The organism is Nonomuraea sp. NPDC050153 (assembly GCF_044460125.1).
In the GTDB taxonomy this organism is placed as follows: domain Bacteria; phylum Actinomycetota; class Actinomycetes; order Streptosporangiales; family Streptosporangiaceae; genus Nonomuraea.
The window spans coordinates 1-12,931 of sequence record NZ_JBITJQ010000008.1; the positions used below are offsets into that span (position 1 = coordinate 1).

Genomic DNA, 12,931 nt, shown 5'->3' on the forward strand with positions numbered 1-12,931 from the left:
TTGTGTGCTCAGTGGCTGCCGAGCGTGGCGGCCGCGACTACGAGGAGCAGGGTTCCGGAGACGGCCGAGATCCGGCGGGCGGCCTTCGGGGTTCGAGTCAGGGCGTGGCCGGCCCGTGCCGTGGCCAGGAGGCGTACGTCGTGGAGCACCTTTCCGGTTCCGGTGTCGATGGTGACCAGCCGGGCCGGGCGGATGTCGGCACCGTCGGCCGGGAAGTTCCTGGAGACGATCTGCGCGGCCTGACCCGTGCCGTTCGGGGTCAGGGTGCCGGTCGCCTCGACGGCGCGGAGCCGGGCCGGTAGCGGTGTCGTGGTGGTCCCCGAAGCGTCGATCACCGAGAACGACTTGTCACTCGCGACCAGGACCCTCGACCCGTCGTCGTCCAGCCTGATCAGCTGTGAGTTCCCGGGCAGCCGCCACACCGTCCGGCCGGTGGCGGCGTCCACCACGAAGCCGGGAGGCTCCTCCACGTCGTCCTGTCACACGGCGTACCCCACGTACAGCCGGCGCCCCTTGTCCAGCAGCATGGGCCGGTACGCGAGCCGGTCCCCGTCCACCCCTGGCGCGGCCTCCTGGGCCGCGCGGACGCTCCCGCCCACCAGGTCCCGGACCACGAGGCGACCGTCGCCGGCCCGCTGGTAGGCCAGGTAGCGGCCGTCCGCGGTGAGGTCGACGTAGTCACCCTTCACCGCGTCCGTGAGCTGCCAGGTCTTCCCGCCGGACGTCACCACGAACCAGTGGTCGCACTTCTCGTCCTCGCTGTCGCACAGGTACGCGTAGGCGGCGGGCTCGCCGGCCTGCGGGGCGGGCCGCGCGCGTACCGGCTGATCCGGGGCGCGGGCGGCGGTCCACACCAGGATCGGGGCCGCGCACGCCGCCACCGCGGCGGCGATCACTGCAAGTCTTCTCATGACATCCCTCCCGTCAGGTTGGATGCCGCCGAGGTTCTAGCGGTTTTCGAGGAGGGGTTCGACGCGGTAGGGGATCTGGGTGGACAGGGCGATGGTCGTGTCCGTGCGTCGCACCGCCGGGGACGCCAGGATGCTGGCGATGATCTCCTGCAGGTGTTCGGTGGTGTGCGCGACCACCCGGCACAGCAGGTCGTGCTGGCCGCTCGTGCCGTGCACCTCCAGGATCTGCGGCACGGCACGCAGCGCTTCCACCGCCTCCGCCAGCCGCCCCTGGGCGATCTGCAGCCACACGAACGCCAGGATGGGGTAGCCGGCCCGGGCCGGCGACACGTTCGGGCCGAAGTCCTCGATCACCCCGCGCGCCGTCAGCTTCTCCACCCGGGCCTGTACGGTGCCGCGCGCCACTCCCAGCAGCCGGGCCAGCTCCGTCAGTCCGACGCGGGGATGGGCGCGCATGGTCACCAGCAACCTGACATCGAGATCGTCCATGGCGGACCCTCCCCGGACTGTGCGATTCGACCAGAAGATGCGGGCTTCGGGGTGCAGAATCAAGCGTATCGCGCAGCAAAACTGGGCGCTCTTGCCAGGAAAACCCAGAGTTGCTGTCATTTGGAGCATGTTTGAGGAAGCACAGTACTTCGCCCCGGTCGCTGCCCAGGAGGACGGGTCGGTGGTGGTCGAGCTGTCCGCGTCCCACCCGGGGTTCGCGGACGAGGTCTACCGGGCGCGGCGGAACGCGATCGCGGGGCTGGCGGTCGACTACCGTCCGGGGACGCCCATCCCGGCGGCCGAGTACACCGAGCAGGAGCACGGGGTCTGGGCCCTGGTCACCAGGGAGCTGGCGGTCAAGCACAGCAAGTTCGCCACCGCCGAGTACCTCGACGGCGCCGCGCGACTGGGGCTGCCGCAGGAGCGGATCCCGCAGCTCGAAGAGGTGTCGCGGCTGCTGGAGCCGCTGACCGGGTTCCGGTATCTGCCGGCCGCGGGGCTGGTGCCGCTGCGGGCCTTCTACGGGGTGCTGGCCGACGGCCATTTCCACTCGACGCAGTACATCCGGCACCACTCCGTGCCCTTCTACACGCCGGAGCCCGACGTCATCCACGAGGTGATCGGCCATGCCAACGCGCTGGCCGGTGATCGGTACGCCGCCCTGTACCGCCTGGCCGGGCAGGCCGCGCGGCGGGTCCGGTCCGACGAGGCGCTGGAGTTCGTGTCGAAGGTCTTCTGGTTCACGATGGAGTTCGGGGTCATGGCGGAAGGGGGCGAGCTCAAGGCGTACGGTGCCGGGATCCTGTCGTCGTACGGGGAGATCGAGGAGTTCCGCGGGATGGACATCAGGCCGCTGGACGTGTCCGCCATGGGGACGACGCACTACGACATCACGAAATATCAGGACGTGCTGTTCCGGGCCGAGTCCCTCCAGCACCTGGAGGACGTCGTGGGGGACTTCTGGGCCACGTGCGACGACGACTCGATCGCGAAACTTACCGCCGCTGCCGTCTAGCGGCCTGTCACGATTTTTCGTGATAATGCGTCAATGATCGCGGGCCGCGGCCAGGCGATACCACGAGCGGTCATCGCCCTCGCCCTGCTCACAGCTCTCGTACCGATGCCTGCCCGGGTCCAGGCCCGGTCACCGGCGCCCGCGCGGCGGGAGCCCCAGGCGGCCCTGGGCGTGCGCGAGGCGGCCTTCGGGGCGCGGCTGGAGGAGATCTCGGCCGAGGAGAACCTGGCGCCGATCCCGGCCAAGCGGATCGGCGAGCGGCTCGACCGGTATCTCGCGGGCCGGTCCGGGCGGGTCACCGCCATGGTCAAGGACCTGGCGACCGGCCGGCTCTATCGCTACCACCCGGGCGAGCGCCTGATCACCGCCAGCACCGCCAAGGTGCAGATCCTCATGGCGCTGCTCCTGAGGACCTCGTGGAAGAAGCTGCCGGCGGCCGTCCGGCACGACGCCGACCTCATGATCCGCTACAGCGACAACCACGCCGCCGACCGCCTCTGGTTACGCGTCGGCGGCGCGCCCGGCTTCACCAGGGCAGGCAGGACGTTCGGCCTCAAGGACACGCAGGGCGTCCCGGGTGAGTGCGTGGACCTGTACTGCTGGGGAATCACCCGGACGTCGGTGGACGACCAGATCCGCCTCATGCGGGCCCTGGTGTCCGGCAAGAGCCCGCTGAAGGCCAAGGAGCGCGGCCACGTGCTGAATCTCATGGGGCGGGTCGTCGACGGCCAGAACTGGGGCATCAGCGCCGCCGCGTGCGCCGGCGACCGCGTGGCCCTGAAGAACGGCTGGCTCAAGCGCGTCTCGACGAAGCTCTGGGCCACGGTCAGCGTCGGCCTGATCAGGGGCGACGGCCACGACTACGCCGTTGCCGTACTCACCGAGGGAAGTCCCGAGGTGGGGTACGGCATAGCGACGGTCGAAGGCGTGACAAAGCGGATCATGCAGGATTTTCGGAAGTGCCCGGGGTGACCAGGCGGTAGCCGACGCCCCGCACGGTCTGGATGAGCCGGTCGTCCTCGTCGCCCAGCCGGGCGCGCAGGCGTTTGACGTGCACCGCGATCGTGTTCGTCGAGGTGTTGGCCGCGGCATGCCATACATGGCGCATGATCTGCTCGCGGGTCACCGTGCGATCGGCGTTGCGCATCAGGTACTGCAGTAACTCGAATTCCCGCAGGGGGAGGTGGACGGCCCGGCCGCCCACCCGTACCTGGTAGGCCTGCACGTCCAGCTCGACCCCGCCCACGGACAGCACCTGGCGGGTGCCGGGCGAGGCCGCGTGGATGAACGGCAGCAGCTCGGCGATCCGGTAGGGCCTGGCCACGCAGGCGGCCGCGCCGGCGGCGAGCGCGCGTACCGCCTGCTCGGCGTGGCCCTCGCCGACGCCGAGCAGGACGGGCACGGCACGTGCGAGCCGTACCGCGCGGACGAACTCCACCGCGTCTATGACCGGCAGAGTGGCCGAGACGAGCACCACGTCAGGCTGCAGGGCTCCCGCCTGGAGGAGACCCTGGGCCCCGTCGGGCGCGCCCGTGACGGACACGCCCTCCCTTTCGAGAGCCGTGGCGAGGTCTTCCACGACCGCGCCGTCGGGGTCGGCGATAAGCAGTACGGGCTTCGTCCGCGCGTCCCCGAACACCGTGGATGCCGCCTGCTGTTGGGTCATCAGCCGAAGCGCCCCGTGATGTAATCCTCTGTTGCCTTCTGGGACGGATTCGTGAACATACGGGACGTCTCGTCCATCTCGATCACCTTGCCGGGCTTGCCCTGCTCGGCGAGGTTGAAGAACGCGGTCCTGTCGCTGACCCGGGCGGCCTGCTGCATGTTGTGGGTGACGATGACGATGGTGTAGTCGTCCTTGAGCTTGGCCATCAGGTCCTCGATGGCCAGCGTGGAGATCGGGTCGAGCGCGGAGCACGGCTCGTCCATCAGCAGGACCTGCGGTTTGACCGCGATGGCCCGGGCGATGCAGAGACGCTGCTGCTGACCGCCCGACAGGCCGGCGCCCGGCTTGTTCAGGCGGTCCTTGACCTCGTTCCAGAGGTTGGCGCCCTTGAGCGACTCCTCCACGATCCCGTCGAGCTGCGACTTGCCGACCCGGCCGTTGAGCTTGAGGCCGGCGGCCACGTTCTCGTAGATCGACATCGTCGGGAACGGGTTGGGGCGCTGGAAGACCATGCCGATCGACCGGCGCACCGAGACGGGCTCGATGGTGGGGGCGTACAGGTCCTCGCCGTCGAGCAGGACCTTGCCCTCCACGCGCGCGCCCGGGATCACTTCGTGCATGCGGTTGAGCGTGCGCAGGAACGTCGACTTGCCGCACCCTGACGGGCCGATGAACGCGGTGATCGAACGGGGTTCGATGGTCATCGACACGTCTTCGATCGCCTTGTGCGACCCGTAGTACGCGTCGAGACCCGAGACCTGGATCTGCTTGGACATTGCGGCGGAAACCCCCTATCGGCCCCTGGCGGGCGCGCGCCACCAGGCGATCAGGCGCGCCACCAGGTTGAGCAGCATGACGATCAGGATGAGCGTGAGGGCGCCGGTCCACGCCCGGTCGATGGCGGTGTCGTTGGGGCGAGCCGCCTGGTCGAACACGAAGAGCGGCAGGCCCATCTGCGGTCCGGTGAACGGATCGTTGTTGATGGAGTTGGTGAAGAACACCGTCATCAGCAGCGGCGCGGTCTCGCCGGCGACGCGGGCCACGGCCAGCATGACGCCGGTGACGATGCCGGTGAACGCCGTCGGCAGCACGACCTTCATGATCGTGCGCCACTTGGCCACACCCAGCGCGTACGAGGCCTCTCGCAGGTCGTTGGGCACCAGCCGGAGCATTTCCTCTGCCGATCTGACCACGGTCGGCATCATCAGGATCGACAGCGCGAGCGCGCCCGCCCAGCCGGAGAACTGGAAGCCCAGGACGAGGATCCAGAACGCGAAGACGAACAGACCGGAGACGACCGAGGGGATGCCGGTCATGACGTCCACGAAGAAGCTGATCGACCGGCTCAGGCGGCCGCCGTTGCCGTACTCGACCAGGTAGATCGCGGTGAGCAGGCCGATGGGGACCGAGATGGCCGAGGCGAGCAGGACCTGCTCCAGCGTCCCGATGATCGCGTGGTACGCGCCGCCACCCGCGTCGCGGGCGCCGATGCCGCGCATCGAGTGGGTCAGGAACTCGAGGTCGAACCGGGCCATGCCGTTGGAGATGACCAGCCAGAGCACCGAGATGAGCGGCACCACGGCCAGCGCGAACGCCAGGTAGACCAGCCCCTGGACGATCTTGTCCTTGATCCGGCGGCTGGTCGAGATGTGCTGGAGTGCTGTCATGCGCCGGCCCTCGAGTATTCCTTGCGGCGGTTGATGATCAGGCGCGCTCCCATGTTCACCAGCAGCGTGATGATGAACAGCACCAGACCGGAGGCGATCAGCGCCCCGCGGCCGATCTCGGTCGCCTCGCCGAAGCCGTTGGCGATGTTCGCCGCGATGCTGTTGGCGTGGGGCGTGAGGATCTCGAAGGAGATGTCGAAGGTAGCGGGGAAGATCAGCGCGACCGCGATGGTCTCGCCCATGGCGCGGCCGAGGCCGAGCATGGCGGCGCTGATGACGCCCGGGCGGCCGAACGGCAGCACGGCCATCCTGATCATCTCCCAGCGGGTGGCGCCGAGCGCCAGGGCCGCCTCTTCGTTCATCTTCGGCGCCTGGAGGAAGACCTCACGAGAGATCGCCGCGATGATCGGCAGGATCATGATCGCCAGCACGATCGAGCCCGCGAGCATGGTCTTGCCGCCGATGGCGCCTTCCCCGGCGAACAGCGGGAACCAGCCGAAGGTCTCGTTGAGCCACTGGGACGGCTCTCGGATCAGCGGCACCAGGAACGCCAGGCCCCACAGGCCGTAGACCACGCTGGGCACGGCGGCGAGCAGGTCGACCAGGTAGCCGAGCCCCGCGGCCAGGCGGCGGGGCGCGTAGTGGGAGATGAACAGCGCCACGCCGACCGCGATCGGGGTCGCTATGACGAGCGCGAGTGCCGAGCTGAGCACGGTGCCGAACGCCAGGGCGGCGATGCCGAACACCTTCTGGCCGTTGGGGTCCCAGGTCAGCTCGGTAAAGAAGGATGCCTTGTTCGCCTGCAGAGCGGGGATCGCCTCGCTGATGAGGAACACGGCGATGGCCGCCATGATCCCCAGCAGGACGACGCCCGCCGCCGTGGAGAGGAAACGAAAGGGTCCTTCACCGTGGCTGCGCCGCGAGGCGGACCGGCTCTTGGCCGGTCCGCCGTCGCGGGTCTTCAGATCGGTGGTCATCGGTTGTTAGGAGATCGCCTCGACAGCGGTGCGGACCTTGACGAGCAGGTCGCCGGCCAGGGGAGCGTAGCCCAGCTCCTTCAGGGCCGCCTGACCCTCGTCACTGGCGGTGTAGGTGAGGAAGCCCTTGACCAGCTTCGTCTCCTCCGCCGACAGGCCCTTCTCGCAGGTGATCTCGTAGGTCACCAGGACGATCGGGTAGGCGCCCGGGGTCTTGGTCGCGTAGTCGATCGACAGGGCGAGGTCGTTGCCGGTGCCCTTGATCGTGGCGGTCTCGATGGTCTTCGCCGCGCTCTCGGGGGTGAGCTCGACGAACTCGTTGGCGCCGTTGGAGACCTTGGCCTTCTGCAGCGCGGAGTTCTCGGCGTAGGAGAGCTCGACGTAGCTGATGGCGCCCTCGGTGTCCTTCACCGAGGAGGCGATGCCGTCGGAGCCCTTGGCGCCCTGGCCCTTGGCCTCGGCGGGCCACGCCTTGGCGGGCTCGTAGGCCCAGCCGGCCGTGGCCTTGAGGAACTTGGTGAAGTTGTCGCTGGTGCCCGACTCGTCCGAGCGGTGGAACGCCTGGATCGGGGTGGCGGGCAGCTTGGCGCTGGGGTTGTCGGCCTTGATGGCGGCGTCGTCCCACTTGGTGATCTTGCTGTCGAAGATGCCCCCGAGGGTCTTCGGCGACAACTGCAGGCCCTCCACACCGGGCAGGTTGTAGACCACCGCGATGGGGCCGGTCACCATGGGGATGTTGATCGCCTTGCCGGTCTTGCAACGGGCGTCGGCCTGCGCGGGCTGGTCATCCTTCAGCGCCGAGTCGGAGCCGGCGAAGGCCACCGTGCCCTGAATGAACGACTGCACACCCGCGCCGGAGCCGCTGGGCTGGTAGTTAATGGTGACACCGGGGTTCGTGGCCGTGAAGTTCTTCGTCCACTCGGTGATCGCGTTGGCCTGGGCCGAGGAGCCCGCGGCGTTGATCGTACCGCTCAGACCATTGTCATTGCCTGCGGCGGGCGCGCTGGCGGACGAGGTGCTCCCCGCAGGGGCATTGTTGTCTGTGCCGCACGCAGCGAGGGAGAGCGCGCCGACGACGGCGACGGCGGCGAGCCGGCCTGCATACTTCACGGTTGGGTTTCCTCCCACTTGGTCCTTAGTCGCCATGAAAGCTATGCAGCCAAGGTGACCGCAGCCCCCTGACAAGGGTGAACGTTCGGTGAACGGGCCCGGTCGCCCCCATGATGGGAGTTATGACTTATCGCGTATGCCTGGTGTGCATGGGCAACATCTGCCGATCCCCCATGGCGGAGGTGGTGCTCCGCCAGACGCTCGCCGAGCGTGGTCTGGGTGACCGCGTCACCGTGGAGAGCGCCGGAACCGGCGGCTGGCACGCCGGAGACCCCATGGACGAGCGGGCCCTGGCCATCCTCGAACAGCACGGCTACGACGGCTCGGCGCACCGGGCCCGGCAGTTCACCAAGGACTGGTTCGACCGCTACGACCTGGTGCTGGCCATGGACCGGGACAACCTCGCCAATCTCCGGCGGATGGCGCCCGTGGGGGTGGAGGTGCGGCTGTTCCGCTCGTTCGATCCCGCGGCGGAGGACGGGGCCGAGGTGCCTGATCCGTACTACGGGGGCCGCGAGGGGTTCGAGGAGGTGCTCGGGCTGGTCGAGTCGGCCTCCGAGGGCGTGGCCAAGCACATCGCCGATGAGATCGGCTGAGGAACTTGGCGCGTCGCACGGCTGGCGGCTGCTGCGGGGCGTGCTGGACGACGGGCGCGAGGTGTTCGCCAAGACCGGGGCGGCCTCCGAGGTGTTCGCCTCGGAGGCCGCCGGGCTGCGGTGGCTGGGCGAGGCCATCGAGGTGCCCGAGGTGGTGGAGGTGGGGCCCGATCGGCTGGTGTTGTCATGGGTACGGGAGGAGGCGCCCAGCGCGGCGGCGGCCGAGCGGTTCGGGCGTTCGCTGGCCCGGTTGCACCGGGCGGGGGCCGCGGACTTCGGGGCGCCGTGGCCGGGGTTCATCGCCGAGCTGTCGATGGACAACTCGCCCGCGCCGGGCTGGCCCGCCTTCTACGCCTCCCGGCGGGTGCTGCCCTTCGTGCGGCAGGCGCGGCTGCCGGCCGCGGACGTGGCGCTCATCGAGCGGGCCGTGGAGCGGTTCGCCGAGATCGCGGGGCCTGCCGAGCCGCCCGCGCGCATCCACGGGGACCTGTGGAACGGGAACGTGCTGTGGTCGGGCGGGTCGGGTGTGCTGATCGATCCGGCGGCCCATGGTGGGCACCGGGAGACCGATCTGGCCATGCTGGCGCTGTTCGGGCTGCCGTACCTCGATCGGGTGCTGGGGGCGTACGAGGAGGAGTTCCCTCCAGCGGAGGGGTGGCGGGGGCGGGTGCCGCTGCACCAGCTGCATCCGCTGCTCGTTCACGTGGTGTTGTTCGGCGGGTCCTATCGTGACGGGTTGATGAACGCGGTGCGGGCGGTGCTGGCGCCCTAGCCGTTCTGGCGCTTGCGGTAGGCGCGTTGCCGGCAGGCGCGGGAGCAGTAGACGCGGGGACGGCCGGACGGCGCGGGCTCCAGCGGCGTGCCGCACTCCGGGCAGCTGGAGTTTTCGTCACGGCTTTCGTCACGCTTGTGGATGAGGGCCTCGATGCCGTCGAGCTGGCGGCGCAGGCCGAACTCGAATGAGTCCTCCGGATGATCCCAGCCGCCCTCCTCCCAGAGGCGGGAAAGGGTGGGGAAGCGGTCGAGGCGCTCGTAGAGGGCGTCCTGCGCGCCCCACCACTCCTGCTCGGACACGCCGCTGCGCCGCTCCTCGCGCCGGGTCTCGACCAGGGTCAGGGCCTCGGCGTCCACGAACCGGCCCAGCATGTTCACGACGGCGATCACCTCGGAGGGGGTGAGGCCGGTGCCGGTGAGGGTGCTCAGCATGTGGTCGAAGTGGGCGATGACGTTGGGGCCGGGCAGGTGGCGGGTGCCGCGCACCTCGGCCAGCCAGGGGTGTCGCCGGCGCAGCCGCCATCCCTGCCTGGCCGCGGCCTCCAGCCGCTCCCGCCACCCCTGCCCTTCTCGGGGCGGGTTCGGCCGCTCGCCGTAGGCCTCGTCGAGCATCAGGTCCACGAGCTGGTCACGGCCGGGGACGTGGCGGTAGAGGGACATGGTCGTGAAGCCGAGCCGGTCGGCGACCTTGCGCATCGACAGGCCCTCCAGGCCCTCGGCGTCGGCGATCTCGATGGCGGCCCGCACGATCCTGCCCACGCTCAGGCCGGGTCTCGGCTCGCGATCCTGCTCCCGCCAGAGCAGTTCGACGTCGGGGTCGGTTGTCATCATCGCCTCCTTCTGTTTATAGTGTCTACTACGTGTACGCCATAAACAGCAAAGGCGGTCTTCGGTGTTCCACTTCCATGTCTCACCCTCCGGCGACGACTCCGGGCCCGGCTCGGCCGATCGCCCGTTCGCCACTCTTTCACGCGCGCGCTCCGCGGCCCGCGAGGCGGCCGGCGGCGTCCTCGTACACCTCCGCGGCGGGACCCACGTGCTCACGGAGCCGTTCTCGCTCGGCGAGGCCGACTCCGGGACGGTGTATCAGGCGTACGGCCACGGCACGCCCGAGCAGGAGGAGGCGGTGGTGAGCGGCGGCCGGCCGATCATGGGGTGGCAGGTGCGGGACGGCGTCTGGACGGCGGAGGTCGGCGACCTCGACACGCGCCAGCTGTACGTCGACGGCCGCCGGGCCGAGCGCGCCTGGATCCCCGGCCTGCCCGGCGACGCGAAGCCGACCCCCACCGGTTACGTCACGGACGAGCCGCTCGGGTGGCGGAGCCCGGGGGACGTCGAGTTCGTCCACCGGGGCGTCTACCCGTGGACCGAGGCCCGCTGCGGGGTGGCGTCGGTGTCCGGGGCCACGGTGATCACGATGGCGCAGCCGGCGTTCGGGTGGGCCGCCGAGCTGTACAACTCCACCTGGGAGGGGCAGACGTCGAGCGGCCCGGGGCTGCCGACCAGGATCGAGAACGACCCGAGCTTCCTGCGCGAGCCCGGGACCTTCGTGCTCGACCGCTCGCGTCCCGGACGGCACGTGCTGCTCTACCTGCCCCGGCCCGGGGAGGATCCCGCTCGTACGCGGGTGGTGGCGCCGGTGCTGGAGACGCTGGTGAGCGTGGTGGGGGCGCGGGACGTGGCGTTCAAGGGGCTGGTGTTCGCGGACGCGACGTGGCTGCGGCCGAGCCGCCCGGAGGGGTTCCTGCACTATCACGGGAACGGTTACTACGAGGGCGGGGGTGTCGAGACGGCGGTCCTCGGCGAAGGGGCGTCCGTGACGTATCCGGCTGCTTCCGTGACGATTCCCTCCTGCGTCACGTTCGAGGACGCGGTCGGGGCCGAGATCGAGGGCTGCCGGTTCACCCGGCTCGGGGCCACGGGGCTGGGGGTCTCCGGCGGCGCCGATCTGGTGGTGCGGGCGTGTGACTTCGACGCCCTGTCGGGCGGCGGCGTCGTGGTGTCCGGGGCGCGGAACGCCTCGATCGAGGACAACAGGGTTCACCACATCGGGCTCGAATACAGCGGCTCACCAGGGATCGGCGTGACGGGCACGTACGGATGCGTGGTCGCGAACAACGAGGTCACGGACGTCCCGCACTGCGGCATCGTCGTCGGCCCCGGAGAGGGCGCGCGGGTCCTCCGCAACCTCACCAGGGACACCATGGGGGTGCTGGCCGACGGTGGCGGCGTCTACCTGTCCGGGCCGCAGGGCGACTCGCCGGAGAACCAGGCCCTGGTGCAGGGGAACGTCATCAAGGACACGCGGACGCCGTACAACTTCGCGCTCTATGCCGACTACGGCGCCTCGTGGGTGACGATCGAGGGGAACGTCGTCATGCGGGCCGACAACACCGCCGTCCTGGAGGTCGGGCCGCCGCTGGAGAACGTGGTCTTCCGGGGCAACTTCTGGGACGCCGACCCCGTCGGTCACGACAACCCGCCGAGCGGGGTCAGCTACGAGGGTAACACGACGATCAAGGACGGCACTGAGCTCGACGCCGCCACCGCCGACATCCAGTCCCGGGCGGGGCTCAGGAGAGCAGCGAGGTCCCGTTGAGGCGGTCGATCACCTCGGTGTGCAGGATGCCGTTCGTGCAGACCAGGCTGCCGCCCTCCAGGCCCTTCACGCCGGAGACGTCGGTCCACTTGCCGCCGGCCTCCTCGACGATCACGGTGAGCGCCGCCATGTCCCACGGCGACAGCTCGGGCTCGGCCGACAGGTCCACCGATCCCTCGGCGACCATCATGTGCGACCAGAAGTCCCCGTACGCCCTGGTACGCCAGCAGGCTCGGCTGAGGTCGAGGAAGTTGTCGAGCTTGCCCGTCTTCTCCCACCCGCCGAAGCTGGAGTAGGAGAACGACGCGTCCTCCAGCCTCGACACCGAGGACACCTGCATCCGGGACGCCTTGGTCAGGCTCTTGCCGGTCCACGCGCCGCCCTCGGACGCCGCCCACCACCGCCGGCCGAGCGCGGGGGCCGACACCAGGCCGACGACGACCCTGCCGTACTCCATGAGCGCGATGAGGGTCGCCCAGACGGGGACGCCGCGTACGTAGTTCTTCGTGCCGTCGATGGGGTCGATGATCCACGAACGGGCGCCCCAGCCGGTCTTCCCGAACTCCTCGCCCACCACGGCGTCGCGCGGCCTGGCGCGGCGCAGCGTGCCGCGGATGGCCTCCTCCACGGTGCGGTCGGCGTCGCTGACCGGGGTCAGATCGGGCTTGGTGTCGACCTTGAGATCGACCGCCTTGAACCGCCGCATGGTCAGGTCATCGGCGGCGTCCGCCATGACGTGCGCCAGCCGAAGATCGTCGTTGTAACCCTGCACGATCGCCCACGCTACCGTGTCGGCCATACAGAACATCAGTCACCAACGCCCCTTTTCTGGTAACGGTGTCCATCTCGCGCGTGTCGTCACCGCTCCGGAGCGTGGCGCTGTGGCGGGATGGGACGGCGCTTCGACCGCTCCCGGCGTGGCGCTGTGGCGGGATGAGACGGAGCTTCGCCTGCTCCCGGTGCCGCGCTGCACGCCGTTCCGGCCGCCGACCTCTTGCGTCGCGTGGCTCCTCATCGGCTCGGTGCTCATACTGCGTGAGAGCCGCGCGGTCGTGCCTTCGGGACGCGCTGGTTGGTGCGCGGAGGGCGTGCGCGATGTCGGCGAGAGCGCCGTGATCGGCGTGGTG

Annotated in this window: 15 protein-coding genes; 5 read left to right on the forward strand and 10 right to left on the reverse strand. The window is 69.8% G+C overall.

Annotated features, from left to right (window positions below):
* Positions 1 to 8: 8 nt before the first annotated feature.
* The 3 genes from ACIBQ1_RS21205 to ACIBQ1_RS21215 are packed head-to-tail and all read right to left on the reverse strand — an operon-like array spanning position 9 to position 1,400.
* Complete coding sequence (locus ACIBQ1_RS21205; RefSeq protein ID WP_397279773.1) at positions 9 to 470, reverse strand: hypothetical protein; 462 nt, start codon at positions 468 to 470, stop codon at positions 9 to 11.
* Positions 471 to 479: 9 nt separating this feature from the next.
* Complete coding sequence (locus ACIBQ1_RS21210) at positions 480 to 911, reverse strand: hypothetical protein (RefSeq protein WP_397279775.1); 432 nt, start codon at positions 909 to 911, stop codon at positions 480 to 482.
* 36 nt (positions 912 to 947) lie between these two features.
* Positions 948 to 1,400: an Lrp/AsnC family transcriptional regulator gene (locus ACIBQ1_RS21215; protein ID WP_397279777.1), complete on the reverse strand. Its 453-nt coding sequence runs from the start codon at positions 1,398 to 1,400 to the stop codon at positions 948 to 950.
* 127 nt (positions 1,401 to 1,527) lie between these two features.
* Between ACIBQ1_RS21215 and ACIBQ1_RS21220 the strand changes: the two genes are divergently transcribed.
* Both ACIBQ1_RS21220 and ACIBQ1_RS21225 read left to right on the forward strand, forming a co-directional pair.
* Positions 1,528 to 2,415, forward strand: a complete 888-nt coding sequence (locus tag ACIBQ1_RS21220; protein WP_397279779.1) for a phenylalanine 4-monooxygenase — start codon at positions 1,528 to 1,530, stop codon at positions 2,413 to 2,415.
* Positions 2,416 to 2,448: 33 nt separating this feature from the next.
* Positions 2,449 to 3,387, forward strand: coding sequence for a serine hydrolase (locus ACIBQ1_RS21225; RefSeq protein WP_397279781.1), 939 nt, complete (start codon positions 2,449 to 2,451; stop codon positions 3,385 to 3,387).
* Here ACIBQ1_RS21225 and ACIBQ1_RS21230 read toward each other — a convergent pair.
* Genes ACIBQ1_RS21230 through pstS form a run of 5 tightly spaced genes read right to left on the reverse strand, consistent with a single transcriptional unit; the run spans position 3,356 to position 7,835 of the window.
* Positions 3,356 to 4,081, reverse strand: coding sequence for a response regulator transcription factor (locus ACIBQ1_RS21230; RefSeq protein WP_397279782.1), 726 nt, complete (start codon positions 4,079 to 4,081; stop codon positions 3,356 to 3,358). The two genes, ACIBQ1_RS21225 and ACIBQ1_RS21230, sit on opposite strands and share 32 nt — an antisense overlap.
* The gene (gene pstB, locus ACIBQ1_RS21235; protein WP_397279784.1) at positions 4,081 to 4,857 is read right to left on the reverse strand and encodes a phosphate ABC transporter ATP-binding protein PstB; all 777 of its coding nucleotides are present in this window, start codon (positions 4,855 to 4,857) and stop codon (positions 4,081 to 4,083) included. The genes ACIBQ1_RS21230 and pstB overlap by 1 nt, the downstream gene beginning before the upstream one ends.
* A gap of 15 nt (positions 4,858 to 4,872) precedes the next feature.
* A complete protein-coding gene (pstA, locus tag ACIBQ1_RS21240) occupies positions 4,873 to 5,748 on the reverse strand; it encodes a phosphate ABC transporter permease PstA (RefSeq protein WP_397279786.1) in 876 nt (291 codons plus the stop codon).
* Entirely contained in the window at positions 5,745 to 6,725 is a 981-nt protein-coding gene (pstC, locus tag ACIBQ1_RS21245; RefSeq protein WP_397279789.1) for a phosphate ABC transporter permease subunit PstC, read from the reverse strand. Before pstC ends, pstA begins: the two co-directional genes overlap by 4 nt.
* Positions 6,726 to 6,731: 6 nt before the next feature.
* Complete coding sequence (gene pstS / locus ACIBQ1_RS21250; RefSeq protein ID WP_397279791.1) at positions 6,732 to 7,835, reverse strand: phosphate ABC transporter substrate-binding protein PstS; 1,104 nt, start codon at positions 7,833 to 7,835, stop codon at positions 6,732 to 6,734.
* A gap of 122 nt (positions 7,836 to 7,957) precedes the next feature.
* Between pstS and ACIBQ1_RS21255 the strand changes: the two genes are divergently transcribed.
* On the forward strand, positions 7,958 to 8,431 hold the full coding sequence (locus ACIBQ1_RS21255; protein WP_397279793.1) for a low molecular weight protein-tyrosine-phosphatase: 474 nt from the start codon (positions 7,958 to 7,960) through the stop codon (positions 8,429 to 8,431).
* Entirely contained in the window at positions 8,418 to 9,203 is a 786-nt protein-coding gene (locus ACIBQ1_RS21260) for a fructosamine kinase family protein (protein ID WP_397279795.1), read from the forward strand. Before ACIBQ1_RS21255 ends, ACIBQ1_RS21260 begins: the two co-directional genes overlap by 14 nt.
* Here the strand turns inward: ACIBQ1_RS21260 and ACIBQ1_RS21265 are convergent.
* Positions 9,200 to 10,036 carry a TetR/AcrR family transcriptional regulator gene (locus ACIBQ1_RS21265; RefSeq protein ID WP_397279797.1) on the reverse strand — a complete coding sequence of 279 codons (837 nt, stop codon included), beginning with the start codon at positions 10,034 to 10,036 and terminating at the stop codon, positions 9,200 to 9,202. The two genes, ACIBQ1_RS21260 and ACIBQ1_RS21265, sit on opposite strands and share 4 nt — an antisense overlap.
* Before the next feature lie 61 nt (positions 10,037 to 10,097).
* Between ACIBQ1_RS21265 and ACIBQ1_RS21270 the strand changes: the two genes are divergently transcribed.
* The gene (locus tag ACIBQ1_RS21270; RefSeq protein WP_397279798.1) at positions 10,098 to 11,804 is read left to right on the forward strand and encodes a right-handed parallel beta-helix repeat-containing protein; all 1,707 of its coding nucleotides are present in this window, start codon (positions 10,098 to 10,100) and stop codon (positions 11,802 to 11,804) included.
* On the opposite strand, the gene hisN is transcribed toward ACIBQ1_RS21270, so the two are convergent.
* Positions 11,779 to 12,612, reverse strand: coding sequence for a histidinol-phosphatase (gene hisN, locus ACIBQ1_RS21275; protein ID WP_397279800.1), 834 nt, complete (start codon positions 12,610 to 12,612; stop codon positions 11,779 to 11,781). The two genes, ACIBQ1_RS21270 and hisN, sit on opposite strands and share 26 nt — an antisense overlap.
* Positions 12,613 to 12,931 lie beyond the last annotated feature (319 nt).